The sequence below is a fragment of the Streptomyces barkulensis genome (assembly GCF_002843305.1).
Classification (GTDB): Bacteria; Actinomycetota; Actinomycetes; order Streptomycetales; family Streptomycetaceae; genus Streptomyces; species Streptomyces barkulensis.
Genome location: NZ_PGSG01000053.1, coordinates 14,923 through 40,030 on the forward strand (window position 1 = coordinate 14,923; position 25,108 = coordinate 40,030).

General features: G+C 73.9%; 22 protein-coding genes, 1 tRNA gene and 1 pseudogene. 8 read left to right on the forward strand and 16 right to left on the reverse strand.

Going from position 1 to position 25,108, the window contains the following annotated elements:
- Positions 1-208: 208 nt before the first annotated feature.
- The 3 genes from CUT83_RS10620 to CUT83_RS10630 are packed head-to-tail and all read right to left on the reverse strand — an operon-like array spanning position 209 to position 2,878.
- Positions 209-1,303 carry a HAMP domain-containing sensor histidine kinase gene (locus tag CUT83_RS10620; protein WP_101255611.1) on the reverse strand — a complete coding sequence of 365 codons (1,095 nt, stop codon included), beginning with the start codon at positions 1,301-1,303 and terminating at the stop codon, positions 209-211.
- Complete coding sequence (locus tag CUT83_RS10625) at positions 1,300-2,067, reverse strand: response regulator transcription factor (RefSeq protein ID WP_101255612.1); 768 nt, start codon at positions 2,065-2,067, stop codon at positions 1,300-1,302. Before CUT83_RS10625 ends, CUT83_RS10620 begins: the two co-directional genes overlap by 4 nt.
- A 58-nt stretch (positions 2,068-2,125) precedes the next feature.
- Positions 2,126-2,878 carry a spermidine synthase family protein gene (locus CUT83_RS10630; protein WP_240957926.1) on the reverse strand — a complete coding sequence of 251 codons (753 nt, stop codon included), beginning with the start codon at positions 2,876-2,878 and terminating at the stop codon, positions 2,126-2,128.
- Between the two features lie 158 nt (positions 2,879-3,036).
- Between CUT83_RS10630 and lon the strand changes: the two genes are divergently transcribed.
- The gene (lon, locus tag CUT83_RS10635; protein WP_101255613.1) at positions 3,037-5,493 is read left to right on the forward strand and encodes an endopeptidase La; all 2,457 of its coding nucleotides are present in this window, start codon (positions 3,037-3,039) and stop codon (positions 5,491-5,493) included.
- A gap of 73 nt (positions 5,494-5,566) precedes the next feature.
- On the opposite strand, the gene CUT83_RS10640 is transcribed toward lon, so the two are convergent.
- Complete coding sequence (locus CUT83_RS10640) at positions 5,567-6,364, reverse strand: hypothetical protein (protein WP_101255691.1); 798 nt, start codon at positions 6,362-6,364, stop codon at positions 5,567-5,569.
- Between the two features lie 429 nt (positions 6,365-6,793).
- Between CUT83_RS10640 and CUT83_RS10645 the strand changes: the two genes are divergently transcribed.
- The 5 genes from CUT83_RS10645 to CUT83_RS10665 all read left to right on the forward strand — a co-directional run bounded on the left by CUT83_RS10645 (position 6,794) and on the right by CUT83_RS10665 (position 12,644).
- The gene (locus CUT83_RS10645) at positions 6,794-9,646 is read left to right on the forward strand and encodes a sensor histidine kinase (RefSeq protein ID WP_101255614.1); all 2,853 of its coding nucleotides are present in this window, start codon (positions 6,794-6,796) and stop codon (positions 9,644-9,646) included.
- Entirely contained in the window at positions 9,643-10,218 is a 576-nt protein-coding gene (locus CUT83_RS10650) for a roadblock/LC7 domain-containing protein (RefSeq protein WP_101255615.1), read from the forward strand. The genes CUT83_RS10645 and CUT83_RS10650 overlap by 4 nt, the downstream gene beginning before the upstream one ends.
- Complete coding sequence (locus CUT83_RS10655; protein ID WP_101255616.1) at positions 10,215-10,604, forward strand: DUF742 domain-containing protein; 390 nt, start codon at positions 10,215-10,217, stop codon at positions 10,602-10,604. The genes CUT83_RS10650 and CUT83_RS10655 overlap by 4 nt, the downstream gene beginning before the upstream one ends.
- Positions 10,605-10,685: 81 nt before the next feature.
- On the forward strand, positions 10,686-11,303 hold the full coding sequence (locus CUT83_RS10660) for a GTP-binding protein (protein ID WP_101255617.1): 618 nt from the start codon (positions 10,686-10,688) through the stop codon (positions 11,301-11,303).
- 102 nt (positions 11,304-11,405) lie between these two features.
- Positions 11,406-12,644, forward strand: a complete 1,239-nt coding sequence (locus CUT83_RS10665) for a styrene monooxygenase/indole monooxygenase family protein (RefSeq protein ID WP_101255618.1) — start codon at positions 11,406-11,408, stop codon at positions 12,642-12,644.
- Between the two features lie 31 nt (positions 12,645-12,675).
- On the opposite strand, the gene CUT83_RS10670 is transcribed toward CUT83_RS10665, so the two are convergent.
- The 9 genes and pseudogenes from CUT83_RS10670 to CUT83_RS10710 all read right to left on the reverse strand — a co-directional run bounded on the left by CUT83_RS10670 (position 12,676) and on the right by CUT83_RS10710 (position 20,041).
- On the reverse strand, positions 12,676-13,356 hold the full coding sequence (locus tag CUT83_RS10670) for a coiled-coil domain-containing protein (protein ID WP_143688526.1): 681 nt from the start codon (positions 13,354-13,356) through the stop codon (positions 12,676-12,678).
- Between the two features lie 339 nt (positions 13,357-13,695).
- Positions 13,696-13,992 carry a DUF8847 domain-containing protein gene (locus tag CUT83_RS10675; protein ID WP_101255620.1) on the reverse strand — a complete coding sequence of 99 codons (297 nt, stop codon included), beginning with the start codon at positions 13,990-13,992 and terminating at the stop codon, positions 13,696-13,698.
- 10 nt (positions 13,993-14,002) lie between these two features.
- Entirely contained in the window at positions 14,003-14,725 is a 723-nt protein-coding gene (locus CUT83_RS10680; protein ID WP_101255621.1) for a TetR/AcrR family transcriptional regulator, read from the reverse strand.
- Positions 14,726-14,802: 77 nt separating this feature from the next.
- On the reverse strand, positions 14,803-15,732 hold the full coding sequence (locus tag CUT83_RS10685; protein ID WP_101255622.1) for an AurF N-oxygenase family protein: 930 nt from the start codon (positions 15,730-15,732) through the stop codon (positions 14,803-14,805).
- Between the two features lie 133 nt (positions 15,733-15,865).
- Complete coding sequence (locus CUT83_RS10690; protein ID WP_101255623.1) at positions 15,866-16,333, reverse strand: DUF3291 domain-containing protein; 468 nt, start codon at positions 16,331-16,333, stop codon at positions 15,866-15,868.
- A 133-nt stretch (positions 16,334-16,466) separates the two neighbouring features.
- Entirely contained in the window at positions 16,467-16,919 is a 453-nt protein-coding gene (locus tag CUT83_RS10695) for an SH3 domain-containing protein (protein ID WP_101255624.1), read from the reverse strand.
- A gap of 518 nt (positions 16,920-17,437) precedes the next feature.
- Positions 17,438-18,127: pseudogene (locus tag CUT83_RS10700) on the reverse strand (lytic polysaccharide monooxygenase auxiliary activity family 9 protein); the annotation flags it as partial.
- A 398-nt stretch (positions 18,128-18,525) separates the two neighbouring features.
- Positions 18,526-19,056 carry an NUDIX domain-containing protein gene (locus CUT83_RS10705; protein ID WP_101255625.1) on the reverse strand — a complete coding sequence of 177 codons (531 nt, stop codon included), beginning with the start codon at positions 19,054-19,056 and terminating at the stop codon, positions 18,526-18,528.
- 145 nt (positions 19,057-19,201) lie between these two features.
- Entirely contained in the window at positions 19,202-20,041 is an 840-nt protein-coding gene (locus tag CUT83_RS10710) for a M23 family metallopeptidase (protein ID WP_101255626.1), read from the reverse strand.
- Positions 20,042-20,417: 376 nt separating this feature from the next.
- On the opposite strand from CUT83_RS10710, the gene CUT83_RS10715 reads away from it, so the two are divergent.
- The gene (locus CUT83_RS10715; RefSeq protein ID WP_101255692.1) at positions 20,418-21,560 is read left to right on the forward strand and encodes an SH3 domain-containing protein; all 1,143 of its coding nucleotides are present in this window, start codon (positions 20,418-20,420) and stop codon (positions 21,558-21,560) included.
- A gap of 43 nt (positions 21,561-21,603) precedes the next feature.
- On the opposite strand, the gene CUT83_RS31375 is transcribed toward CUT83_RS10715, so the two are convergent.
- On the reverse strand, positions 21,604-22,599 hold the full coding sequence (locus CUT83_RS31375; protein ID WP_101255627.1) for an ArsR/SmtB family transcription factor: 996 nt from the start codon (positions 22,597-22,599) through the stop codon (positions 21,604-21,606).
- Between the two features lie 116 nt (positions 22,600-22,715).
- Positions 22,716-24,200, reverse strand: a complete 1,485-nt coding sequence (locus CUT83_RS10725; protein ID WP_240958280.1) for an AAA family ATPase — start codon at positions 24,198-24,200, stop codon at positions 22,716-22,718.
- Between the two features lie 327 nt (positions 24,201-24,527).
- On the opposite strand from CUT83_RS10725, the gene CUT83_RS10730 reads away from it, so the two are divergent.
- The gene (locus tag CUT83_RS10730; RefSeq protein WP_101255693.1) at positions 24,528-24,746 is read left to right on the forward strand and encodes a hypothetical protein; all 219 of its coding nucleotides are present in this window, start codon (positions 24,528-24,530) and stop codon (positions 24,744-24,746) included.
- A gap of 228 nt (positions 24,747-24,974) precedes the next feature.
- On the opposite strand, the gene CUT83_RS30070 is transcribed toward CUT83_RS10730, so the two are convergent.
- Positions 24,975-25,046, reverse strand: a tRNA-Ser gene (locus tag CUT83_RS30070).
- Between the last annotated feature and the right edge of the window lie 62 nt (positions 25,047-25,108).

The window sequence follows — 25,108 nt, forward strand, 5'->3', positions numbered from 1 at the left end:
CCTGTGTGGGTGGACAGCAGAAATAAAGGCTACGCTCCCTGCGCCGTTCGGTGCAGTCGGCATGGTGTTTGCGTCGCCTAAGTCACATCCACAGGTGCGTTTCGGCGCTTTCTTCGGCGGGAAACGAACATGGTTCGACTGCTTCAGGGAAGGAGCGGCCCAGGGAGTGGTCCCTGCCTCGCTCCCTCACCTCGCGACTGCTTCGAGCCTACGTCAACTCCAGTCCGGACGTATCGCCGGGAAGGGTGACGAGGATCCGGCAGCCGCTCGGGGATTCGGCCACCCCGATCCGCCCGCCGTGCAGATCCACCGCCCAGCGCGCGATGGCCAGCCCCAGCCCCGTGCCGCCGTCGCCGCCCTCGGCCGAGGCGGAGCGGCCGAAGCGCTCGAAGACCCTGGCGCGGTCCGCCTCCGGGATGCCCGGGCCCTCGTCCAGCACCTCCAGCTCCAGGCTCAGCGGGGCCCGGCCGGGACGTGCCCGCACCGTCACCCGGCCGTGGGGCGGGCTGTGCTTGACGGCGTTGTCGATCAGGTTGGCGACCACCTGGTGCAGCCGCTCGGTGTCGGCGTACGCGACCATGTCCGAGGGGGTCACCTCCAGATGGAGGTGGACGTCGGTGCGGGAGTGCCCCTGCCCCTTGGTCATGTTGGCCTCCTTGAGCACGCCCGCCAGATAGGGCCACACCTCGAAGCGGCGCGAGTGCAGCGGCACCACGCCGTTGTCGAGCCTGGACAGATCCAGCAGGTGCTCCACCAGGCGGCCCAGGCGCTCGGTCTGCCGCAGCGCGATGTCCATCGTCGCCGGATCGGCCTCGGAGACCCCGTCCACCACGTTCTCCAGCACCGCGCGCAGCGCCGCGATCGGGGTACGCAGCTCGTGCGAGACGTTGGCCACCAGCTCCTTGCGGTGCCGGTCGGCGGCCTCCAGATCGGCGGCCATGCGGTTGAAGGTCCCGGCCAGCTCGCCCAGCTCGTCGCGGCGGTCGACGCGGACCCGCCGGCTGTAGTCGCCGCGGGCCATCCAGCGTGCGGCGTCCGTCATCTCGTCCAGCGGCGCGGCCAGCCCGTGCGCCACGAACTGGGTGACCACCAGCGAGGCGATCACCGCGAGCAGGGCGATCACCCGCAGCTCGATGGCCGAGTGGACCGCGACGATGGTCAGCAGGGTGGTGATGGCCACCGTGACGATCACCAGCGCGCCCAGCGCGGCCTTCACGGAGCGGAACGGGTCCACGGGACGCACGCTCTCCCAGAACCGGTTCCACAGGGAGCGCCGGCGGCGGCCCGCGCCCGCCTCGCTCATGCCCAGTCGGGGGCCGGGGCGGGCGCCTCCAGCGCGTAGCCGACGCCGTGGACGGTGCGTATCCGCTCCGCGCCGATCTTCCGGCGCAGCGCCTTGATGTGGCTGTCGACCGTACGTGTGCCCGAGGCGTCCGCCCAGTCCCACACCTCGGCCAGGAGCTGCTCGCGCGAGAGCACCGCGCGGGGGGAGTTGGCCAGGCAGACCAGCAGGTCGAACTCGGTCGGGGTGAGGTGGACGTCCCGGCCGGACACCCGCACCCGGCGCTGGGCGTTGTCGATCTCCAGCTCGCCCAGCCGCAGCGTGCCCGAGCGGGGGGAGGACGCGGCGATCGTGGCCCGCTCCACGCGGCGCAGCAGGACGTGGGCGCGCGCGACCAGCTCCCGCATGGAGAAGGGCTTGGTCATGTAGTCGTCCGCGCCGACCCCCAGGCCGACCAGCATGTCGGTCTCGTCGTCCCGGGCGGTGAGCATCAGCACCGGAACCGGCCGCTGCGCCTGCACCCGGCGGCAGACCTCCAGGCCGTCGAAGCCCGGCAGCATCACGTCCAGCACCAGCAGGTCGGGCTGCCACACCTCGGCCGCCTCCACCGCCGCCGGGCCGTCCCCGGCGGTGCGGACCTGGAAGCCCTCGGCGCGCAGCCGGGCAGCGACCGCCTCGGTGATGGTCGGGTCGTCCTCCACGACCAGAATCCGGCGCTGGGCGCCCGGGGTGGCCGCCGCGGCGGCGGTGCCGCCGTGGGACTGCGTGGTGTTCCTGTGGTCCATACGTCTCGCCCTACCGCTCGGTTCCTCGCTAGAGCGTAAACGGCACGTGTGCGCCGCGCTACGCCGGTCGGGTGGCGAGGTGGACCACGTCCGGGACGCCTCGGGCGACGGGCACCTCTTCGGTGCGCACCCGTGTGAACCCGGCATTCCGGAGCGCTTCGCCGAACGCCCGGGACGGCTGCGCGGACCACACGGCCAGCACCCCGCCCGGGGTGAGCCGCCGGGCGCAGGCGGCGAGCCCGGCGGGGGTGTAGAGCGAGCCGTTGTCCTCGGTGACCGTCCAGTCGGGGCCGTTGTCGACGTCCAGGCACAGTGCGTCGTACGGTTCGCCGCCGCCGGGGCCGCCGCCGTTCAGGTGCGCCAGGAGGTCGTCGCGGACGACCCGCACCCGGGGGTCGGCCAGCGCGCCGGAGGAGATCTCGCCGAGCGGGCCGTCGCGGTGCCAGTCGATCACCGCCTCCTCACGCTCGACCACCGTGATCCGACCCCAGCGCGACTCGGCCGCCGCCTCGGCCAGCGAGAAGCCGACGCCCAGCCCGCCGATCAGCACGGCCGGGGAGGGCCGGCCGCCGCCGGTGTCCAGCTCCCGGAGCGCGGCCCGCACCAGCAGGCGCTCGGAGCGGCCGTCGGAGGTGTCCATCAGGAAGCAGCCGTTGGCGATGATCTGGAACAGCTCACCGTGCCGCCGCAGCACCACCTCGCCGTGGGGACCGTCGCGGCGGTCCAGGACGCGGGGGGCGCCGGCCCCGTGGCCGGCCGCCGTCTCGTACGCGGGGTGCGGGGAGCGCGGGTTCTGCGTGTCGGCCGTCATACCGGCCATCCTGCCGGTGACGGGCGGAGCGGGGTGGGCTGGCCGGTGAGCGCGGTGATCGCTCGCAGCGAACACGAGACGGGGAACACGGAGCGCCTCCCGGACATTGAACAGGCATTGAGTCGCTTCAGCTCAACTTGTCTGCCGAGGGAGAGATCATGGCTCTGTCGCCCGCAACGCTCACCCTGCCCGTGCTGCCGCTCGACGACGAGGTGGTGCTGCCCGGGATGGTGGTGCCGCTGGACCTGTCCGACACCGAGGTGCGGGCCGCGGTGGAGGCCGCCCAGTCCGCCGCGGGAGACGCCGCGGCCGGCCCCGGCGGCCCCGACGGCAAGGACGGCAAGGACGGCAAGGACGGCAAGGGGGAGAAGCCGCAGGTGCTGCTCGTGCCGCGCGTCGACGGCTCCTACGCGGGCATCGGGGTGCTCGGCCGCGTGGAGCAGGTCGGCCGGCTGGCCGACGGCGACCCCGGCGCCCTGATCCGGGGCGTGAGCCGGGTCCGGATCGGCGCGGGCACCACCGGGCCGGGCGCCGCCCTGTGGGTGGAGGGCACCGAGATCGAGGAGAGGGTCCCCGATCCGCTGCCCGGCGCCGTCGCCGAACTCGTCAGGGAGTACAAGGCGCTGGCCACCAGCTGGCTGCGCAGGCGCGGCGCCTGGCAGGTCGTGGACCGCGTCCAGCAGATCGACGACCCCGGGCAGCTCGCCGACAACTCCGGCTACAGCCCGTTCCTGGGCTCCGGGCAGCGCGTCAGACTGCTGGAGACCACCGACCCGGTGGAGCGGCTGAGACTGGCCGTCACCTGGCTGCGCGACCACCTCGCCGAACAGGACGTCGCCGAGGCCATCGCCAAGGACGTCCAGGAGGGGGTGGACAGACAGCAGCGCGAGTTCCTGCTCCGCCGTCAGCTGGAGGCCGTCCGCAAGGAACTGGCCGAGCTGAGCGGACAGGCGGACGGCGAGGGCGACGACTACCGTGCCCGGGTGGAGGCGGCCGACCTGCCGCCCAGGGTCCGCGAGGCCGCCCTGAAGGAGGCCGACCGCCTGGAGCGCGCCCCCGAGCAGAGCCCCGAGAGCGGCTGGATCCGCACCTGGCTGGACACCGTCCTGGAGATGCCGTGGAACGAGCGGACCGAGGACGCCTACGACATCGTCGGCGCCCGCGCCGTCCTGGACGCCGACCACGCCGGCCTGGAGGACGTCAAGGAGCGCATCACCGAGTACCTGGCCGTCCGCAAGCGCCGGGCCGAACGGGGCATGGGCGTGGTGGGGGGACGCCGGGGCGGGGCGGTGCTGGCCCTGGTCGGGCCGCCCGGAGTCGGCAAGACCTCCCTGGGGGAATCCGTGGCCAGGGCGATGGGGCGGAAGTTCGTCCGCGTCGCGCTCGGCGGGGTGCGCGACGAGGCCGAGATCCGCGGCCACCGCCGCACCTACGTCGGCGCGATGCCGGGCCGGATCGTGCGGGCCGTCAAGGAGGCCGGCTCGATGAACCCGGTCGTGCTGCTCGACGAGATCGACAAGGTCGGCAGCGACTTCCGCGGCGATCCGGCCGCCGCCCTGCTGGAGGTGCTGGACCCCGCGCAGAACCACACCTTCCGCGACCACTACCTGGAGGTCGAACTCGACCTGTCCGACGTGGTGTTCCTGGCCACCGCCAACGTCCTGGAGTCCATCCCCCAGCCCCTGCTGGACCGCATGGAGCTGGTGCGGCTGGACGGCTACACCGAGGACGAGAAGGTCGTCATCGCCCGCGACCACCTGGTGCCCCGCCAGCGCGAGCGCGCCGGGCTGGAGGCCGGCGAGGTGGCGCTTGAGGAGGACGCGCTGCGCAGGCTCGCGGGCGAGTACACCCGCGAGGCGGGGGTGCGCGACCTGGAGCGGTCCGTGGCGCGGCTGCTGCGCAAGGTCGCGGCCCAGCACGAACTGGGCGAGCGCGAGCTGCCGTTCACGGTCGGCGCGGACGATCTGCGCGCCCTGGTCGGCCGCCCGCACCACACCCCGGAGTCCGCCCAGGACCCGGCCGGGCGGCGCACGGCCGTCCCCGGCGTGGCCACCGGGCTGGCCGTCACCGGCGCGGGCGGGGACGTCCTCCACGTCGAGGCGTCGCTGGCCGATCCGGAGACGGGCGGCTCCGGCCTGACGCTGACCGGGCAGCTGGGCGAGGTGATGAGGGAGTCCGCGCACATCGCCCTGTCCTACCTGCGCTCGCGGGGCGCCGAACTGGAGCTGCCGGTGGGCGACCTGAAGGACCGCGGCGTCCACCTCCACGTCCCGGCGGGCGCGGTGCCCAAGGACGGGCCGAGCGCGGGCGTCACCATGACGACCGCGCTGGCCTCGCTGCTGTCGGGCCGCCGGGTCCGCCCGGACGTGGCGATGACCGGTGAGGTGTCGCTGACCGGCCGCGTCCTGCCGGTCGGCGGGGTGAAGCAGAAGCTGCTGGCCGCCCACCGCGCCGGGATCACCACGGTGGTCATCCCCGAGCGGAACGAGCCGGACCTGGACGACGTGCCCGAGGAGGTGCTGCGCAAGCTGGAGGTCCACCCGGTCTCGGACGTCCGCCGGGTGCTGGAACTGGCCCTGGCCCCGGCCGAGGCGGACCTGCCGGTCGCGGTCTGAGCGGGCGGGCCGGAACGGGCGCCCCGGGCGCCCGGAGCCGCGTCAGCCGGGGTTCACCCCGGCTGACGCGGCCCTAGAACTCCACCAGCACGGCCGTCGCGTCGTCGTGCGCCTTGCCTCGCGGGAAGGCCGCGCCGGCGCGGTCGGCCGACTCGGCGGTGCGCACCCGCCCGATCAGCGACCGGGGTCCCTCCTTGCGGAGCACCGCCATCAGCGCGGTCCAGTCGCCCAGGCGGAAGGTGTCGGTCCAGCGCGTGACGCCGTCGCTCAGCGCGGCCAGCGCGCGCACCCGTTCGCGGGGCGCCGAGCCCACCACCGCGCGTCCGGCCACCGCCGGGTCGGCCGCCGCGGTGAAGAAGCCGCCCTCGGCGTTGCGCAGGGACTCCAGATACGCGGCCCGTTCGGCCGGCGGCAGCGCCCGCGCGGCGGGCCGCAGCCCGTCCAGCCGGGAATCGAGGACGGGCGTCACCGATCCGTCCGTGCCCTCCACCAGCAGCGCCGAGTCCGAGAGCACCAGATGCTCGACGGCCGAGTCGTCCCAGCGGACCAGCACCACCGTCGCCTGCGGGGTTCGGGAGTGAGAAAGGTCACACCCCGGGCCGTGGGAGGAGGCGGTCCGGCCGATGGCGGAGGCGAGGCACTCCCCGAGCGTCATATCCCGGCGCGAACCGGACAGTTCGAGCAGCGCCCCGCCCAGCCGGGCCACGTACCACGGCACGTCGTGCGCGCACCCGGTGTCGTCCGGGGGCGGGGTCACGCCGTCCAGCACCACCAGCGTCCCGCCCCTTCCCGCCGCAGGTAGGGCTACCGACGCGTAGTCCTCGTTGGGGACCTGGGGGCTGCCGGGTTCGCTCGCCATCTCGATCCGCATGCGCGCCAGTGTGCCGGAGGGGCCGGAGGGGAAGCGCGGGGCGGACGCCGCCGGCAGGGCGGGCGGGGGGAGCGGAATACAGGTCTGAACCACTGTCACGACCTGCGGGTTCTTCGCCGGAGTTCTACCGGAATCAGAGTGTCCGTGAAACGGTGGGCGCGAATATTGCCAAAAGGCCGGGCGGATTTCCAACCCCTGACCGGTGTGTGGCCGAACCGGTCGCGGCATCGGAGTTGTTCGGCAACTCCCCCGTGATGTTCACTCCTTCGAGTGGCCCGGCAGGGGGACCGCCTCCGCACCCGCCGCGACGATGGAAACGTCGGCCGCCGCGGGCAGCCGTGAACGGACGGGATACGGTCCCCTGCCGCACACATTGGACTGTCGCGTCCCGGACTGGTCCGGGACCGCGGAACGAGATTGCGAGCACGGGTGGGGAAGAAGCGACACCGGAGCAGCCGGCAGGACCTCCAGGACGGCACGGCCTCCGCACCGCCCCCCGCCGGGCGCCGGGCGCGGGTGCGCAACAGACTCCTCGCCTCCGTCGTCCTGTGCGCCGCCGCCGTACTCGCCGCGGGCGCGCCCTCGGTGGCCACGGCCTCGCGCGATCTGACCGACTCCCAGCGGCTGGTCGACCGCGCCGACCTGGGCCGCCGCGCGGTCTCGCTCTCCCACGCCCTGGCCGACGAGCGCGACGCCGTCGTCCGCCGCATCGCCGCGGGCAGCACCACCGGGGACGGCGAGGGGCTCTCGGAGCGGGAGCGCGCCCGGGTGGACCGCGCCATCCGGGAGCTGAGTACCGACGCCCCCGCCGACATACGCAGGCTGCTCGACGCCTTCCCCGACACCCGCCGGCAGGCCGTGGCCGGAGAGAGCGGCGCCGTCGAGACGTACGAGGCGTACACCCAGCTCATCCAGTCCCTCGGCGGCATCACCGCCGCCACCACCCGCGCCCTGCCCGCACGCGCGGAGAACGCGACGGCCGACGCGCTGCCCGACCTCGGGCGCGCCGTCGAGCAGGCCTCCGCCGCCCGCGGGCTGCTGCTGGCCGCGCTCGCCGGCGAGGGCGAGCAGCCGCGTCTGACCGCCGCCGCCCAGCAGGCGCACCTGCGCGAGCAGGCCGCCCTCGCCGACTTCGACCAGACCGCGCTCGCCGACGACCGCGACGCTTACGCCAGGACCGTCACCGGCACCGACGTGACGCTGGCCGAGCGCTATCTGGTCCGCCTCACCGACCAGCCGCGGCTGGACTACCAGGACCGCTCCCTGAACTCCGACCGCGTGGCGTCCGCGCTGACCGCCCGGGTGGACCGCATGCGCAGCATGGAGTCCTCGCTGGCGGCCGCCGAGGTGAAGAGGCTGGAGGGGCTGCGCGACGACGACGTCACGGCGCTGGAGCTGCGCGCCGCCCTGCTGGGGGTCTGCCTGCTGCTCGCGGTGGGCATCAGCGTGCAGACCGCCCGTTCGATGGCCCGGCCGCTGGCCGTCCTGCGGCGCGGCGGCGAGCGGGTGGCCGCCGACCCGGTGGGCGAGGAGCCGGTGGCGTACACCGGCCGCAACGACGAGTTCGCCGATGTCGTACGTGCCGTCAACCGCCTGCGGGCCACCGCCGCCGAGCTGCACGAGCGCGCCGTCCGGGCCGAGGCCGCGGCCGGCTCCGAGGCGGCCGGTTCCAAGCGGTCCGCCGACTCCGCGGGCGAGGCCGGAGCCGCCCCGCTCGCCGCCGAACTCGCGGCCGTACGCGAGCGGTTGACCGCTCTGACGGCCGAGAACGAGAGGCTGCTGCGCGAGCACGAGTCCGCCAGGGCCGCCGCCGGGCCCGCCGAGTCCGCCAAGGACGCCGGGGGCGAGCGCCCGGAGCGCCGCCAGGGCGCCTCCAACGGCACGTTCGTCCACCTCGGGCTGCGGACCCTGGGGCTGGTGGAGCGGCAGCTCGCCCTGATCGAGTCCATGGAGCACGAGGAGAAGGAGCCGGAGCGGCTCGCCTCCCTGTTCAAACTCGACCACCTCGCCACCCGGATGCGCCGCCACAGCGAGAACCTGCTCCTCCTGGCGGGCTCCGAGCACACCACCGGTCATCTGGAGCCGGTGCCGCTGCTGGACGTGCTGCGCGCCGCGGTCAGCGAGATCGAGCGCTACGAGCGGGTGGAGATCGCCACGCTGCCGCCGCACGCCCAGGTCTCCGGCTCCGCCGCCGACGACATCAGCCACCTGATCGCCGAACTGGTGGACAACGCCACCGCCTTCTCGCCGCCGGAGGCCGAGGTACGGCTGTCGGGCTGGATGCTGGAGAACGGCGAGATCATGCTCTCCGTCCAGGACGAGGGCATCGGCTCCTCCCCCGAGCGGCTGGCCGAGCTCAACGCCAAGCTGGCCGACGGAGCATTTGCCGCCCCCGAGGACGACGACGCGCTGGGCATGGGCCTGTACGTGGTGGCCCGGCTCGCCGCGCGGCACGGCGTACGGGTGCAGCTGCGCGAGCAGAAGCAGGGGGGCATCGCCGCGGTCGCCGTCCTGCCGCGCGCCCTGCTGCCCGACCGCCCGGTGCCCGGGGCCCTCGCGGGGGCCAGGACCGCCACCGCGGGCACGGCGCAGCCCCTGCCGGGCACGGTCGCCGAGGCCAACGGCAACGCGCTGCCGCCCCGCCCCGACCGCGCACGCCCGGCGGTGACGGACGCGCCGGACACGGGAGCGGACGCCACCGACGGCGCCGCCGCCCGCCCCGCCGATGTCACCGAGACCGCGCCGATCCCCCGGATCACCGAGGACACCGCGCCTCCCCGGGCGGCCAGGGCCGTCGACGCCGCCGACGCCACCGGTGTCGCGGAGGCCGACGAGGCCGCGGCCGACCCCGCGCGCGACGCCCTGGTCCGGGCCGCGGGCCCGTACTACGTCGAGCCCGGGGACCTCCGCGAGCACAGCCGGACCCCGGACGAGGCACCGGCAGCGGTTCCGGAAGCGGCGCCCGAACCCGCCCCGGCCTCCGCTCCGGAGGACGGGACCCCGCCCGCCCCGCGGACCGTCACCGCCAAGGGGCTCCCCAAGCGCACACCGCAGACCGTGGAGACCGGAGCCGATGTCCCCCGCCCCCGTAAGGGCGGGCTGAAGGCCGAGGAGCTGCGCAGACGGCTCGGCGGCTTCCAGCAGGGCGCCAGGGACGGCCAGCGCGACGCGGAGGCGCAGATCGCCGCCGAGCAGGTCGCCACCGGCCGGAGCGACGGCCCGGCGGACGACCGCGCGGAGGCGACGGACACGGGTGGCACTGTCGAGGAGGCACGCAAGTGAACGCGCCCACCACCGCACACACGCCCAGCAGGCAGGCACGCAACCTGCGCTGGCTGCTGTCCAATCTGGTCGACGAGGTCCCCGGCGTACGGTCCGTCGCCGTGGTGTCCTCCGACGGCCTGCTCCTGCTCTCCTCCGAACCGGGCGGAACCGCCGGCGCCGCCGGCCCCGGCGCCACCGGTCCCGGCGGCGGGCCGGACCGCGGGGAGCACGGCGGGGAGCGCGCGGACGGCCCCGCCCCGCGCCGGGAACCGGGCGGGCGGCCGGAGCGCGGCCCCAGGGACTCCGGCGCCGACCTGGCCACCATCGTCTCCGGCCTCGGCTCCCTCACCCAGGGCGCGTCCAAGCTGATGGACGCCGGGCCCGTCAAGCAGACCATGGTCGCGATGGACGAGGGCAGCCTGTTCGTGATGTCGATCAGCGACGGCTCGCTGCTCGGCGTCCACGCCGCGCCCGACTGCGACATGAGCGTCGTCGCGTACCACATGGCCCTCTTCGTCGGCCGGGCCGGACACGTCCTCACCCCCGAACTCCGCACCGAACTGCGCACGTCGATGGAGCTGGACCAGTGACCTCCCACAGCCCGCTGCCCCTACGCAAACCCGCGCGCGTGCGCCCCTACTCCCTGACCGGCGGCCGTACCCGCTTCGGGCACGTCCTGCTGGTGGAGACCCTCGTCGCCGCCATCGAGGCCCCCGAAGCACGCCTGGAGCTGACCTCGGGGGGCCTGCGCGACCGGGTGATGCCCGAGATGCGGGCCATCGTCGAGCTGTGCCGCCGGATGCGCTCGGTCGCCGAGATCGCCGCCCGCCTGCGGATGCCGCTGGGCGTGGTGCGCGTACTGCTCAGCGACCTCGCCGACCAGGGGCGCATCCGGGTCTACGGCACCGGCTACGACAACGACCGCCCCGACCGCGCACTGCTGGAGAGGGTGCTGGGCGGACTCCGCAGGCTCTGACGGCCCCTCCCGCACCCCGTCCGGCGCGGAAGCCGGGCACAGACACCGAAGCAGACCCGAAGCAGACCCCGAGAAAGACCCGTGGTGGACGCCGTGAACGACCCGGCACAGAGCGCCGAGAAGCTCCAGCCCTGGCAGGAGGAGCGCGGACGCGCCCCGATCTCCGTCAAGATCGTGGTGGCGGGAGGCTTCGGCGTGGGCAAGACGACCTTCGTCGGCTCGGTCTCCGAGATCGAACCGCTGACCACCGAGGCGGTGATGACCCAGGCCAGCGAGGACACCGACGACCTCACCGCCACCCCCGAGAAGACCACGACCACGGTCGCCATGGACTTCGGCCGCGTCACCCTCGACGCCGACCTGGTGCTGTACCTGTTCGGCACCCCCGGCCAGCGGCGCTTCTGGTTCATGTGGGACGACCTGGCGCGCGGCGCGATCGGCGCGGTGGTGATGGCCGACACCCGGCGGCTGGAGGACTGCTTCCCGGCGCTCGACTACTTCGAGAGCTGCGCCCTGCCCTACGTCGTCGCCGTCAACCACTTCGAGGGCACGGAGTACTACGAGGCCGAGGACGTGCGCGAGGCGCTGTCCGTCCCCGACCGCGTGCCCGTCGTCATCATGGACGCGCGCAAGCGGGACACGGTCGTCGACTCGCTGACGGCGCTCGTCGGCCACGCGCTGGACCTCACCCCCGCCTGACCGGCGACTCACGGTCCCGCCCCGGCGCTCCACGCCCCGGCGCCCCACGAACCCCCCACACCCAGGCACCCCATCACCCAGGCACCCCAGGGGAGAACCGCCATGCGGAAGATACTCATCGTCGGAGCCGGCCAGTCCGGTCTCCAGCTCGCGCTCGGCCTCCAGTCGCACGGCTACGAGGTCACCGTGATGTCGAACCGCACGGCGGACGAGATCCGCGGCGGCCGGGTCATGTCCACCCAGTGCATGTTCGACCAGGCCCTCCAGCACGAGCGCGACCTGGAGATCAACTTCTGGGAGGACCAGAGCCCGCGCACCGAGGGCCTGGGCGTCTCCGTCGTCGGCCCCGAAGGGTCCCGTGTCATCGACTGGGTGGGCCACCTGGACGGCCACGCCCAGTCGATCGACCAGCGCGTGAAGATGGCCGGCTGGCTGGAGACCTTCGCCCAGCGCGGCGGCCAGCTCGTCATCCACGGCGCGGCCGTCTCCGACCTGGACTTCTTCGCCCGCACCTACGACCTGGTGCTCGTCGCGGCCGGCAAGGGCGAGCTGGTGACGATGTTCGAGCGCGACGCCTCGCGCTCGCCGTACGACAAGCCGCAGCGCGCGCTGGCGGTGTCCTACGTGCACGGGCTGGAGCGGCGCCCGGAGCACCCCGACATGCTGGCGGTGCGCTTCAATCTGGTGCCGGGCGTCGGCGAGCTGTTCATGATCCCCGGTTACACCGTCTCCGGCGCCTGCGACATCATGTTCTGGGAGGGGATCCCCGGCGGCCCGCTGGACGTCTTCCGGGGCGTCAAGGACCCCGCCGAGCACCTGGACCTCACGCTGGAGCTGATGAAGCGCTTCACCCCGTGGGAGTACGAGCGGGCCCGCAAGGTCGAGCTGACCGACGCGGGCGGCACGCTCGCCGGCCGCTACGCGCCGACCGTCCGCAAGCCGATCGGCCGCCTCCCCTCGGGCGGCGCGGTGCTGGGCGTGGCGGACGTGGTGGTGGCCAACGACCCGATCACCGGCCAGGGCTCCAACACTGCCTCCAAGTGCGCCGCCTCCTACCTGGCCTCCATCCTGGAGCACGGGGACAGGCCGTTCGACGAGGAGTGGATGCGGGCCACCTTCGAGCGCTTCTGGGAGGACACGGCCCGGCACGTCACCAAGTGGTCGAACGGGCTGCTGGCGCCGCCGCCGGAGCACGTGCTGCAGCTGATCGGCGCGGGCATGGAGCACCAGGAGCTGGCGAACCGCTTCGCCAATGCCTTCAGCGACCCGTCCGACCTGGAGAACTGGTTCTTCGACCCGGAGAAGGCGCAGGCGTACCTGGCGAGCCTGGCCTCGGCCTGAGCGGCCCTCTCGCCGCCCTGCCGGGCGTCCGTCACCGGCCGCGCCGCGCCGCCTCCGCACGGCGCAGCGCGGCCAGTTCACCGTCGCCGAGCGAGGCGAGCGCCCGCTCCACCTCCGCCAGCCGCCGCCCGGCCGCGTCCCGCCGCCGCCCGCTGTCGGCGGCGAGCGTGAGCTGCCGGTCCAGGGCGCCGCGCGCCCGGGTCGCGAGCCGGTCCAGCCGCCGCTCCTCGGCCGACAGCCGGGCCGCCGCGGCCGCCCGGTCGCCCAGCACCCGCTCCACCGCCCGTCCGTGCTCCAGCACCGTGCGCACCTCCCGCTCGTCACGGCCGAACAGCAGCCGCAGGGAGGGCGGAAGCGCTCCGGAGGAGCCTTGGTAGTGCTGCCGGGCCAGCCGTCCGGCCTCGTCGCGGGCCTCGGCCAGCCGTACGCGGACGCCGGCCAGTTCGCGCTGGAGCCGGTCGACCTTCCCGCGTCGCTCGGACACCTCCTGTTCGACGGCGCCGTGCGTCTCGCCGGCGGCCTCGGCCCGCCGGTACAGGTCCCGCATCCGGGTCAGCAGTTCGCCGACGGGCGCGTCACCGGCCGCCGGGGCCGCGGCAGGGGGCGGGGGAGAGGGGGAAGCGGCGGCGGACGGCCCCGGCCCCGCGGCGATGGCGGCACCGGTCACCGCCGCCACCACCGCCCGCACCAGACGGACCCGCACCCTCGACACCGGATCACCTCCGCGCTCCGCACCGCCACCGCCACTGCCACCGCCTCGCGGGCTTCCCCGCGAAGGCCCTGCGGCGATCGTGGCACGCGCGGCCGGGGCCCACCTCCGCAGCGGCGCCCCGGCTGCGGCAAACGCCGTAGGGATCCGTGGAGCACGGTGGCCCGGCCGGCGTCTCGGACCGGCCGCTTGACGGTGACGGCCGGCGCCCGGTCGCCGGGCCGCCCGGTGCACATCACCGCACCCGCCGGATCGCTCCCCCCGGTGGACGTGACGCCGTCGCAGGGGAAGGCGTACCCGTGCCGGGGGCCGTGGGTGTGGAACTCGGCGAAGGCTGCCCGCTCAGCGGTCCCCGGTTCCTCCGGTTCCTGTGCCCGGCCGGCTCCACGGCCACCTCGGAGTGCGCCGCTGCCTGCCCTCCGGCTGGTACACGTACCGCCAGCCGCGTGGCAGCACCGACCACCTCCCGCCGCCGGTCACCGCCTCCAGCCGGTAGACGTGGACGACGGGCCGGCCGCCCGCCGGATCGGGGACGGGGATCTCGTAGTACTTCGGCGGACGCCCCGTGGGGCCGAGCAGGACGGGCAGCACCCGCCCGTCCATCGGCCCGCCGGTGAACGCCGTCTCCTCGCTTCTCACCGCTCCAGTGTCACAGCAGGTGAAGGGCGTCGCCGACCACCGGAGCCACCTGCCGGACCAGCCGGCCCGCCGGTCCGTCCGGCCGCTCCAGCGCCAGCGCGGCGCGGGCGATCCGCGCCGCCCGCGCATCACCGGCGGCGGTGGCGGCCAGCAGGGCGAGGAAGTGGTCCACCAGCCAGTCGCGCAGCTCGGGCAGCGAGGGCTGCTTGCCCTCGTCGAGCCAGATCAGCGAGGCGGCCTCCACCGCGGCGATCCAGGTGCGGACGGCCATCCGCAGCCGCGGGCCCGGTTCCAGACCCGGCTCCACCCTCAGGTGCAGCAGGATCTGCTCGGCCGCGGCCCGCCGCACCCCGTCCACGATCGCGTCCGTCCGGGACGTCTCGGCCACGCTGCCGCCCCTCAGCAGGGCGGCGAACCCCGCGTCGTGCCCGTCGACGAAGGCGAGGTAGCGGTCCAGCGCCCGCGACAGCCTGCGGCTGAGCGGACCGCTCTGCGGTTCGGCGAAGCACCGCCGCAGCTCCTCGGCCGCGCTGCCGAGGGCGGCCTCGTACAACTGCTGCTTGCCACCGGGGAAGTAGCGGTAGACCAGGGGGCGCGAGACGCCGGCCGCGGCGGCCACGTCGTCGAGCGAGACGTCCTCGGGGGCGCGGTGCGCGAAGAGGACCAGCGCGGCGCCGATGAGCTGGTCGCGCCGCTCCTCCACGGTGAGCCTGCGGTATGCCGGGGCGGTCATGCGGGCAGCGTAACCGCCGCCGGGCGCCCCCGTCCCGTCCGCACGGTCCGTCCCGTACCGCCCGGCCCCGTGGCGCCCTACGCCAGCAGCCCGGAGCTCCGCCACAGCCTGCGGCCGGCCCCGCGCAGCACCCCGATCTCGTCCAGGAACTCCGTCAGCCGCCGCGCGCCCGTCTGCATCACCTCGCGGCGGTGGCCGCTGGCCCTCACCTGGGCGACCGCCTCGCGGCGGTCGAGTCCGACGTCCGTGTACACCTGTGGGTTGACGAAGGATATGGACATCACCCGGGCCGCCTGGCCGGAGCTGATCCGGGTCAGCTCCGCCTCCCAGCGCGGACAGCTCACCATCTGGCGGCGCAGCTCCTCGCGCGCGTAGCGCACGTGCCGGGCCTCCTCGACGACGTGGATGCGGGTGATGCCGCGCACCAGCGGCTGGACGCGCTCGTCGGGGAACGTCAGCCGCTGCATCCAGTCCAGGACCTCCTCGCCCAGCAGGGTCGCGGTGAACGAACCGGGCGTGGTGGAGACGGTCTTGAGGACCCGGGCCAGGTTGTGGTGGAACCGAGAGACCGGGTACGGCCGCACGCCCGCCCGGGAGATGAAGCGGGTGAACATCTTGGAGTGCCGGCACTCGTCCTCGATCTCGGTGAGGGCGTAGCGCACGTGCGAGCTGTCCATGGGCTTGTCGTAGATGTGCCGCACCAGCAGCTGGATGAGGATGATCTCGAACCAGACGCCGAGCGAGGCGAGCGAGGCGGCCTCGCGGCGGGCGAGGTCCATTTGCTGCTCCTCGGACATCCGCCTCCACAGCGGGGTGCCGTAGAGGGAGACCAGCTCCGGCGGCCAGAACCACTTGCCCTCCTCGAAGGGCGCGTCCCAGTCCAGCTCCTTGTCGGGGTCGAAGGAGTGCTTGGCCGACGACTCGAGCAGGCGCTCGGCCACCTGTTCGCGGTCCTTGAGCAGCCCGAGGGCGTCCCGGAGCCGTCCGGCATCGGTCGCGGTCGTCATCGCACGGCCACCTCACTGTCGGGTTACTGACGGTCACACCTGAGTCGCCTCTTATGAGACCGCTCGTCAGCAAGCCCGTCAATCCCCCGCGCACGGCCGGCCGGACGCGCGAGCGCGTCCGGCCGGCCGTGGATCAGTTCCTCCGGCCGTGCGGATCGAAGGTCGTGCGCAGGTCGAACGCGTACGGCGTCGGCCCGTGCTCCCGCAGGTGCAGCAGGCGCTCCTCGGCCTCCGCCACGGTGGGCCGGTGCCCGTCCGCCACCCACCACAGGGCGGCCATCGCCTCGCCGATCCGCTCGAACCACTCGTGGCGCCGCTTGAGCAGCTCCCGGTGGCGGCCGGTGTACATGAACGCCGTGAGCGAGGGGAGGTCCCGCCACACCGACATGTTGATGATCAGCCACTCGTCCCCGAGCACGGGCACGTCCGTCGCGTTGCCCGAATCGCTCTGCAGCCGCCACAGGAAGCCGTCGGCTCCGTCGGCGGTGGCGTTGACCGGGTCGAGGGCCTCGGTGAAGTCCCGCAGCAGGGGGGAGTCCAGTGGAGCCTTGAGCCGTGCGATGTTGACCTGGGCGAGGTGGTGCGCGGCGTTGGTCGTCATGGACCGCACGCTAGCGGTGGATGCGCCGGCGGTGCGGGGGTTTTCGCCCCTCGGACGGCCCGCGCACGGCGGCGCCCGCCCCCGCCGCCGGATGGGCGACGGGGACGGGCGCTCGGAGGGCCGGCCGCGGCCGTCAGCGGTGGCAGTACTTCGGGGCCGGACCGATGTTCTGCACGTAGCGGGCGGAGACCCAGCCGTTGTGGTGGTGGTACTTGCGGTCCAGCTTGTACCAGCGCGGGTTGCCGTCGATGTTCTGGCTGTTGACCTTGCACTCGATGTGGACGATCTTGCCGTGGGGCAGGGTCGCCAGAACCCGGCTGTGGGTGGTGGGCTTGCTGCGGACGTTCAGGCCGGTGCGGGCGATGACCCGGCCCTTGTAGGTGTGGTGGTGCCTGACGTCCATCGACTCCGGCGCCATCTCCGGGTTGCGCGTCTCGGCACCGGCGCGCGGGGCCTCGACGCTCTGCCGGCCGAGGTCGGCGGAGGGGGCGGGCGGCTCGGCGAAGGCCGGCCCGGCGGCGGTGGCGAGTGCGACGGCGCCACCGGCGGCGACCAGGGCGAGCTTGCTGAGCTTCGACTTGACCATCGTGGAGAAACCTCCTGGGAGGGGAGGGCCCGGTGCGGGACCGGGCCCGGGGAAAGGACACATGGACTGCGTCACGGCCCGTGATGAGCCGATCACTACCACGCGCAATTCACGTTAAATCGGCACATATGCGCACGCAATCCATCACGGCCGGTAGCCGAATCGGCTAAGTCCCAGCTCAGAGCCCTTGTGGCCGCCCGGGGGCGCCTCCCGTCCCATTGCCCCGCACGAGTGAAGGGAGAGGTGTTTTCTCGCAGGTCAGCGGCCCGCCCCGTCACCCGTACGCCCTCGCCGCGCCGCGGCGGGTGCGTCAGTGCCCGTCCGGAGGTGCGGGTCGCCGGACCGGCCGAATCCGCGGGGCCCGTCCATGCGTGTGCCCCGCCGGACGCCTCCGGCGGGGCACACGCATGGACGGACCCGGGGGGACGCGGACGGGCACGGAAGAGCCCCGCCGGAGGAGTCCGGCGGGGCCCGGTGGGGTCAGCGCGTCCCCGGTGCGGGGCGCCTGCCGGTCACCACGTCACGTTGCCGTTGCCGCCGTCGAAGACGACGTCGGAGCAGGAGTAGAAGTTCTCCTGGCTGTCGGAGCGGGTCCAGTGGATGTACATGAGGTGCTGGCCGGAACGCTGCGGCAGCCGGACGTCCCAGTAGTAGTGACCGGTCTCGGAGCCGACGTTGCCCGACTGCGGCGGGTTGGTCACGGTGTTGATCTTCTCCAGGTCGCCCCAGGCCAGGGCCTTGTTCGGGGACCAGCCCTGCTTGGTGATGTAGACGTCGAAGCGGCCCGGGTGGTGCGCCCAGTTGCTGTGCTTGATCCGGACGTTCGCGCCGGAGGTGAGGTGGGTCTTCGGCCAGTCGCCGCGGGCGGCGTTGTACGAGGAGAAGTCGAACGGTCCCCGGTCGCCGCCGCTGCACAGCTTGCCGTCCGGGATGTAGCCCGTGGTGCGTCCGCCGCCGTTGGAGTCGAGCACGGCGAACCAGTTGTACAGCCCGGTGGTCCCGTCCTCCCGGACCGCGGCCGCGCAGGCCGGGTTGGCGGGCGTCTGGTGTCCGCTCCTGACCAGGTCCTGGTAGCACAGGTAGGTGCGCGAGCCCGGCATCATGGTCGCGCCGTGCGCCGTGGCCGGAGTGGGCGCGGAGGCCATGACGAGGCCGAACAGTGCAGCCCCGAGGAGGGCTAAGGAGCGGGGGGAGCGGGCCGGCGCCATGCGCCGGGCGGTGTGCTGAACAGCCATGGTGGGGGGTCTCCTTCGGAGTCTTCCGCGTCGGCGGGCGGCTGCCGGCTCCCGCCCGCGGAGCGGGCCGGGCCGACAGCGATCCGCCGGCTGGTGTGCGGCCATACACGGGGCGCTCCCGTTGCCGGGGTCGGCGGGAGGGGGCGTGGGGGTCATCCGCCAACCGCGTTGCTGGGAGCGCTCCCATTGCTTCAAGGTATCGCCGTATGAAGCGCTCGTAAACGTCTTCTCGCGATACGGCTTCCAAGGTTCCGTGAGATCCGGGCGGAAACCACCGCGAAACGGCCCGCGTCACCGCCCCGGCCCCCTGTATCGCCCCCTGTATCGCCCCCGGTACCGGCCCGCCGCCCCGGGCCCTGAGCGGCGCCGCCCTACACGGCCGGGCCGGCGGCCTCCCCCGCCAGATACCCGCGCATCACCTCGGTGTGCGCCGGGAAGGCCAGCTCGGCCGGCTCCTCCAGCACCATCCACTCCGTGGCCTCGGCCGTGGGCGCCGACGGGGGGAGGGAGGCGGCGTCCCGCTCGGGCAGCAGACCGAAGACGAGGAGGCTGGTGCCCCCGTTGTGGACGTCGACGAGGGCCACCTCCCGCGCCGCCGCCTCCAGCCCGGTCTCCTCCCACAGCTCACGCACCGCGGCCTGCCGCCAGCTTTCGCCCAGCTCCATGTAACCGCCGGGCAGAGCCAGCTCGCCGCGGAAGGGCTCGATGTCCCGCCGCACCACCACCAGCCCCCGGCCGCCCTGGGCGGTGGCGACGGGCTGGAGCGCGACCGCGACGGGCAGGGGGTTGGCCCAGCTCGTCTCGCCGCAGCCCGCGCAGTCCCTGGGCCACCCGGCGCCGTCCGCGTAGCGCGTCCCGCAGTACGGGCAGTGGGTGATGCGGCGGCCCGGCGTGAATCCCATGTGCTGACTGCCCCTCTTCCGCGTAAGGCCGCCCGCCGATGCACTGGCGGCGCTCCGCCCATCCAACCCGATGGACCGACCGGACGGAACGAAGGGGCCCGACCGTACGGCCGGGCCCCGAAGTCGCGTTCCGTCGCGCCGCGCGTCAGCAGTTCGGTACGCCCGGCAGCTTGGCGTAGGGGTGGTCGATGTAGATGTTGGAGATGAAGCCGCCCTGGTCGCGGAGCTTGCTCCACCAGTTGTTGGTGTAGCCCTCGGCGTTGACGGTGTCGCCCTGCTTCTGGCAGACGACCGTGACCCGGGTGGGACCGGCCAGGGTGGTCACCACGGCCGAGGAGAGGTAGGCGTCGGCGCGCACGCGCACGCCCGAACCCCAGGTGGTGAAGTTGCTCCCGCCGCCGCAGCCGTTGTCGCTGGTGAGGTAGTACTGGTAGTAGCCGCCGGGGTAGGCCAGGGCCGAGCCGTTGATGCGGATGTTCTGCCCGACGCCGTTGTAGAGCTGCTCGTAGTGGATGTGGGCGCCGGAGGAGTTGCCGGTGCTGCCGGTGGTGCCGATCTGCTGCCCCTGCCCGACCCAGGCGCCGCTCGCCACGGAGAAGGACGCCAGGTGGAAGTAGTACGTCTTCCAGCCGCCGCCGTGGTCGATGACGACGTAGTTGCCCGCGCCGCCCGCCTGGTAGTGCCGGGTGGCCGTGCCCGCCGCCGAGGCCAGGACGGGGGCGCCCGCGGTGGAGCCGCCGTCGGCGCGGACGAAGTCCAGCGCGCGGCGCACCTCAGCGGAGTGGTGGCTGTAGGTCCATCTCTGGCCGCAGGCGTAGGGGGCCTTGAAGTTGGGGGCGGCCAGCGTGCCGGCCTCCGCCGCCGCGGCGGCCGGAGCCGCGGTGAGTGTTCCGGCCAGTACGGCCAGCATCCCGGCCAGCGCGGCCAGGAGCCGCCCGAGCGGCCGGCGCCGCGAGGCGGGGGGCGTGAGGGATCGCGAAGACATGCGGTGGCTCCTCGTGGTGTGAGGGTGGGGGCGCAGCCCGCGGAACGCGCCGGCCGCCGGCTGCGGGACGGTGGGAACGTAACCGGACCGGCGCCGGCTCACAACGGGCGGCGGGAGCCTTTCGAACCAGCTGGAATGTCTTGCACCTGACAAGCTCTGGCTCTCACGATGACCGCGCCCGTCCGCCGCGACCGCGGCTCCTTCCCATCCCTCCCCTTCCCCCACCCCTGCCCCGAGGAGCCCGCACACGATGTACGCACACCTCCCGGCCACGTCCCCACCCGTACCACCGTCCGCACCGTGCGGGGCGGCCCGGCGGCGCACCACCCCGCGCCGCGTACGGGCCCCGCTCACCGTCGTCCTGCTCGCCCTGGGGATGCTCGGCACGGGCCTGGCGGCCCCCGCGTCGGCCGCCCGGAACGGGCCGGGGCCGCAGGCCCGCATCCCGGCCGGGGTCACCGCGGGCGTCGCCGTCTTCGACCGCGGCGCCGGCGCCTTCACCGAGCGGATCAACGCGGACACGCGCTTCCGCGCCGCCTCGGTGATGAAACTGCTCATCGCACTGGACCTGCTGTGGGACCGCGGCCCGGACACCCTCCCGGACGCCGACCGCGTCCGTCTGACGGCCATGCTGCGCAGCAGCGACGACTTCGCCGCGAGCCATTACTGGTCCACCCGGGGAGGCGCTGCGATCGTGAACCGGATGGTCTCCCGGCTCGCCCTCACCGGCACCGCCCCGCCGCCGTCCACCCACCCCGGCTACTGGGGCTACACCGCCACCACCGCCGCGGACACCGTACGGATCTACCGCCACGTCCTCGACGCCGCACCCGCGGCCGTACGCGACTTCGTCATGGGCAACCTGCGGCAGGCCACCCGCTGCGCGAGCGACGGCTACGACCAGTACTCCGGCATCGCCTCCGCCTTCGAGCGGCCCTGGGCGGTCAAGCAGGGCTGGTCCGGCTTCGGCTCCGGCGGCTGCACCGCCGACACCCCGGCCACGGCGTCCGCGTCCACTGCCTCCGCCGCGTCCACTGCCTCCGCCGCGTCCATCGCCTCCGCCGCGCCCACTGCCTCCGCCGCATCCGCCGGGGAACTGGACCTGGTGAGCGAGGCCCTGCACTCCACGGGCACGGTCGGCGGCGACGACCGCGCCATCGTGGCCGTCCTCACCCTCCACCCCGACGGCACCCCGTACGGCACCGCCTACTCCCGGCTCACCGAGCTGACCGGCTCGCTCGACGTCCCCGGAGCCCGGCGCCCGGCGGGCACCTGGGCCGGCACCTGGGGCTCCGGCGTCCGCGTCCGCACCGGGCCCACCACCGGCTCCTCCGTGGTGACCACCCTGCCGGCCGGCGTCGACGTCCTGGTCGGCTGCCAGAGGCGCGGCCAGACGGTCTCCGTGCCGCCCTACACCAACGACTGGTGGGCCTACCTGCCCCAGTACGGCGGCTACATGACGAACATCTACGCCGCCACCCCGGACAACAGGATCCCTGGCGTCCCCGACTGCCCGTAGGCCGCGCGACCCGTGTCCGGGCGCCCGTCCGGGGGCGCCCGGCTCAGGGCACGGGCCCGTCCAGAAGGGCGGTGCCCAGCGGGGTGCGGCGGTGCAGCACCCGCGTCCCGTCCCGCCGGGAGGCCACCAGCCCCGCGTCCCGCAGCACCGCCACGTGGTGGCTCACCGTCGACGGCGCCAGGCCCGTGAGCGATGCCAGGCCGGTGGTCGTCACCGGCTCCTCCAGCAACTCCAGCACCCGTGAGCGCGTACCGCCGATCAGCTGCGCCACCGGCGGCGCCGCCTCGTCCCGCCGCAGCCGGGGCAACCAGCCGGGCGCGGGGGAGAGCGGATGCACCAGGACCGGCGGCAGCGAGTCGTCCGCCAGCACCAGCGGGGTGCGGACGCAGAAGAAGCCGGGCATCAGCGTCAACGCCCTTCCTCGCAGAGGCAGTTCACGCTCCAGCGGATAAGGCGCCCGCAGCGCGCGCCCGCCGTACTCCCACCCCTCGGGCGCGGCGTAACTCGCCAGCAGCGCCTCCGCGCCCCCCGCCAGGGCGGCCTCGCCCCGGCGGGCGCGGTCGGCCGCGGCCTGTGCCCGGACGGCCGCCAGATACGGGGCCACCGCCACGCCGTGGTAGCGGCGCAGGGCCTCGCCCAGCCAGCGCAGCGCCTCCGCCCCGCCCTCGGCCACCCACCGCACGCTCCGCGGCACCGGACCGCGCACGTACACCCGCGCCAGCTCCTCGGCCAGCCGCCGCCGGGGCGTGGCCAGCACCCGCTCCAGGGCCGCGTCCAGGTCGTCCTCACCGCGGCCGGGGGTGAGGAAGTCGGGGAAGTACGGGGCCGGCGGGCACAGTCGCATCAGCTCCCGGACCAACGGGACCATCCGGCGCCGCTCCAGCGCGGCGCGCACCTCCTGGCGCCAGGGATCGAAGACGAGCGCGGCCTGCCGGTTCTGCAGCAGGTGCAGGCTCAGTACGGCCTCCCACAGCGGATCGGTCCGCCGCGCCACCCGCAACCGGGCCAACTCCCCGCTGTCGAAGCGCACATGCAACATGGGCACATCCCGTCGAGGCCGCGGCCCCGCCGGGCCGATTCCAGCGGAAACCTTCCCACCGCCGAACCGGGTTGAACGGCCCCGCGCGACCGTGCCACCGCGTGCCCGTGATCGGATCAGTCGCCGTGGTACAGACGGACGGGATCGATCAGCTGGACGGTGGGGTCGTCCTCGGCGAGGCGGCGCAGTTCGCCGGTGAAGCCGGCGCCGCTGTAGCACTGCAGCCGGGTCGTGTCGTGTGCGGTGCCGCGCGCGACGAGGAGGGCGCGGATCTGCCGGAGGCGTTCGAGGTGCCCCATGCCCATGACGTCGTTCCACTTGGCCTCGCCGATGGCGAGCAGTGCCTCGCGGCCGTTGTCGGTCTCGCCGTGCACCGCGACGTCGACTTCGTGGCCGGTCTTCGCGGCGGGATCGTTGACGGTCCCGGCGGCGACCCGGGTGACCTGCCCGCCGTGGGTGGCGGGGGCCGCGTGCCAGCGGGCCCACTCGCGGCAGACCTGCTCGAAGTGCGGGCCGACGACCTTGCTGCGGAAGGTGGACTGGGCGCGGCGCCAGACGGCGGGCGCGCGTCCCGGTCGCTCCAGGTCGCCCCAGGCGGGGCGCATGACCGCGTGGTAGAAGGCGATCAGGGGTTCGGCGATGCGGTAGGCGGAGCGATTGCGGCGGAAGGCGTCGGCCTCGTGGGTGATCATGCCTACGTCATGGAGAACGCTGAGTGGGTGGGCCAGGTCGGTGGACTTGCGGCCGAGGTAGTCGGCGATGCCGCCGCGTGAGGTGTTCCCGGCGGCGATGGCGGCCAGGACGGAGTGGTAGAGCGCGGTGTCGTGGAGTTCGGGCTCCTCCGCGAGCAGATAGCGGGCCTCGCGGAAGAGAGGACGGGCGGGGTTGAGGACGGCGCGGGCGACCCACGCGTCGAAGTCCTCGGGTCCAGTGGGGGCATCGCCCTGGGTGAACTCACGACGGTAGGCGGGGGTGCCGCCGACGATGGCGTGGGTGAGCAGCGCGGTGCGCGGGTCGGTGATCTCCCAGAACTCGGCGGCGAGGCGGAAGTCCAGGGTGGGGACGATGAGTTCCAGCCCGGCACGGCCGCGCAGCGGGGCGTCACCGGCGAGGAGCCCGCCCATGAAGGACAGGGCGGAACCGCACAGCAGGAGCCGTACGGGAGTGTTGGTGTGCTGGGCGGCGGGGTCGAGGGCGCGCTGGATGATCGAGGGGAGGGCGGGGGAGGCCTTGGCGAGGAAGGGGAACTCGTCGATGACCGCGGCGGTGGGGCCACCTCCGTCGGCGATGCGCATGAGCTCGGTCACCGCCTCGTCCCAGTGGGCGAAGCGGAACGGCGTGGGCTGGCCGCGGTAGCGGGCGAGCGCTTCTCCGAACTGGCGCAGGGCGTCGGCCTCGGTGGTCTCGGTGGCGGTGAACATGAAGCCGCCGCTCGCCCGTGTGACGGCGTCCAGGAGGAAGGTCTTGCCCTGGCGGCGCCGGCCGGAGACCACGCCCAGGGTGGCGCGCGGGCCGGGCAGGGTGGCGAAGCGGGTCAGTTCGGCCCACTCGAAGTCGCGGTCGAACATCTCGGCGGGCTTGTCCACAGTGCACCTCTGCATGAATAGGTGCATCTATTATAACTGGAGTTATTCATGCTGTCGGGGCTCGTTCACGATCGGCTGACCGGCGTCCGTCCGAGGACGCTCGACTCGGTGAGGCGCGCATCCCGAGCCGCTACCGACGCGTCCGGCTACGCAGGGCCCGTACCCAACTCCCGGCGGTGCGGGCCGCCTTCCGTCACAGCGGACCTGGGCGAGTTCGCTGAGGTCGTCGTGCTCGACCTGACGGGCGGGGAAGCGTCCCGGGTTCGTGCCAGGCACTGCAAAACCCGTCCTGCGGATCGAACCTTCCTGTGCAGGCGTGCCGCCGTCGTCGAAGATGTACGCGTGACCAACCGCATCAGCACGCTGATCTCAGCCTTCGGCGTCCTCGGCGGCGCGATGTTCCTCTTCATCGGCATAGGTGAGCACCAGGCAGGGACGTCCGCGCTGTGGGCAGTAGGCGGGGCCCTCGTCTTTCTGATCGCCGTCTACGCACTCGTTCGTGATCTTCGCGCTGCCGGGAAGCCGGTAGCGGGACGAGACGGCGAGGGGCGTGCCCGCTGAGCCTATGAGCCCCGGAGAGATCCGGGGCTCTCGGCATGTCCGGGGACTGGTCCGCGCGTGGTCCGAAACCGGGACTCGAACTGGGCGGAAGCGGCTTCCGGTTACTGCGGCATTACTACATGATCGCTGTCATGGGGCTGCCTTCGGCGGCGTCCGGCTGCACACGTACGAAGACCCCGCACCCAGCGTCGTGGCTGGTGACGGGGTCTGTCGGCACCTACTGCGAGGTACCCCCGGCAGGATTCGAACCTGCGCACACGGCTCCGGAGGCCACGAGCGGGCGAACCGGCACACGGGTGCTGACCTGCGGGGGAGCGGGGGCGAGAGCCGGTCGGACCCAAGATCATTACGCCATTACTACG

What these genes read in the sequence shown, in the direction of transcription:
- lon (WP_101255613.1), top strand. Translation starts at nt 3,037, where the DNA reads ATGGCTCTGTCGCCCGCAACGCTCACCCTGCCCGTGCTGCCGCTCGAC.
- CUT83_RS10715 (WP_101255692.1), top strand. Translation starts at nt 20,418, where the DNA reads ATGCTCGGCACGGGCCTGGCGGCCCCCGCGTCGGCCGCCCGGAACGGG.
- CUT83_RS10640 (WP_101255691.1), bottom strand. Translation starts at nt 6,364, where the DNA reads ATGCGGATCGAGATGGCGAGCGAACCCGGCAGCCCCCAGGTCCCCAAC.
- CUT83_RS10680 (WP_101255621.1), bottom strand. Translation starts at nt 14,725, where the DNA reads ATGACCGCCCCGGCATACCGCAGGCTCACCGTGGAGGAGCGGCGCGAC.
- CUT83_RS10705 (WP_101255625.1), bottom strand. Translation starts at nt 19,056, where the DNA reads ATGGGATTCACGCCGGGCCGCCGCATCACCCACTGCCCGTACTGCGGG.
- CUT83_RS10665 (WP_101255618.1), top strand. Translation starts at nt 11,406, where the DNA reads ATGCGGAAGATACTCATCGTCGGAGCCGGCCAGTCCGGTCTCCAGCTC.
- CUT83_RS10725 (WP_240958280.1), bottom strand. Translation starts at nt 24,200, where the DNA reads ATGCAGAGGTGCACTGTGGACAAGCCCGCCGAGATGTTCGACCGCGAC.
- CUT83_RS10625 (WP_101255612.1), bottom strand. Translation starts at nt 2,067, where the DNA reads ATGGACCACAGGAACACCACGCAGTCCCACGGCGGCACCGCCGCCGCG.
- CUT83_RS10685 (WP_101255622.1), bottom strand. Translation starts at nt 15,732, where the DNA reads ATGACGACCGCGACCGATGCCGGACGGCTCCGGGACGCCCTCGGGCTG.
- CUT83_RS10695 (WP_101255624.1), bottom strand. Translation starts at nt 16,919, where the DNA reads ATGGTCAAGTCGAAGCTCAGCAAGCTCGCCCTGGTCGCCGCCGGTGGC.
- CUT83_RS31375 (WP_101255627.1), bottom strand. Translation starts at nt 22,599, where the DNA reads ATGTTGCATGTGCGCTTCGACAGCGGGGAGTTGGCCCGGTTGCGGGTG.
- CUT83_RS10630 (WP_240957926.1), bottom strand. Translation starts at nt 2,878, where the DNA reads ATGACGGCCGACACGCAGAACCCGCGCTCCCCGCACCCCGCGTACGAG.
- CUT83_RS10710 (WP_101255626.1), bottom strand. Translation starts at nt 20,041, where the DNA reads ATGTCTTCGCGATCCCTCACGCCCCCCGCCTCGCGGCGCCGGCCGCTC.
- CUT83_RS10620 (WP_101255611.1), bottom strand. Translation starts at nt 1,303, where the DNA reads ATGAGCGAGGCGGGCGCGGGCCGCCGCCGGCGCTCCCTGTGGAACCGG.
- CUT83_RS10690 (WP_101255623.1), bottom strand. Translation starts at nt 16,333, where the DNA reads ATGACGACCAACGCCGCGCACCACCTCGCCCAGGTCAACATCGCACGG.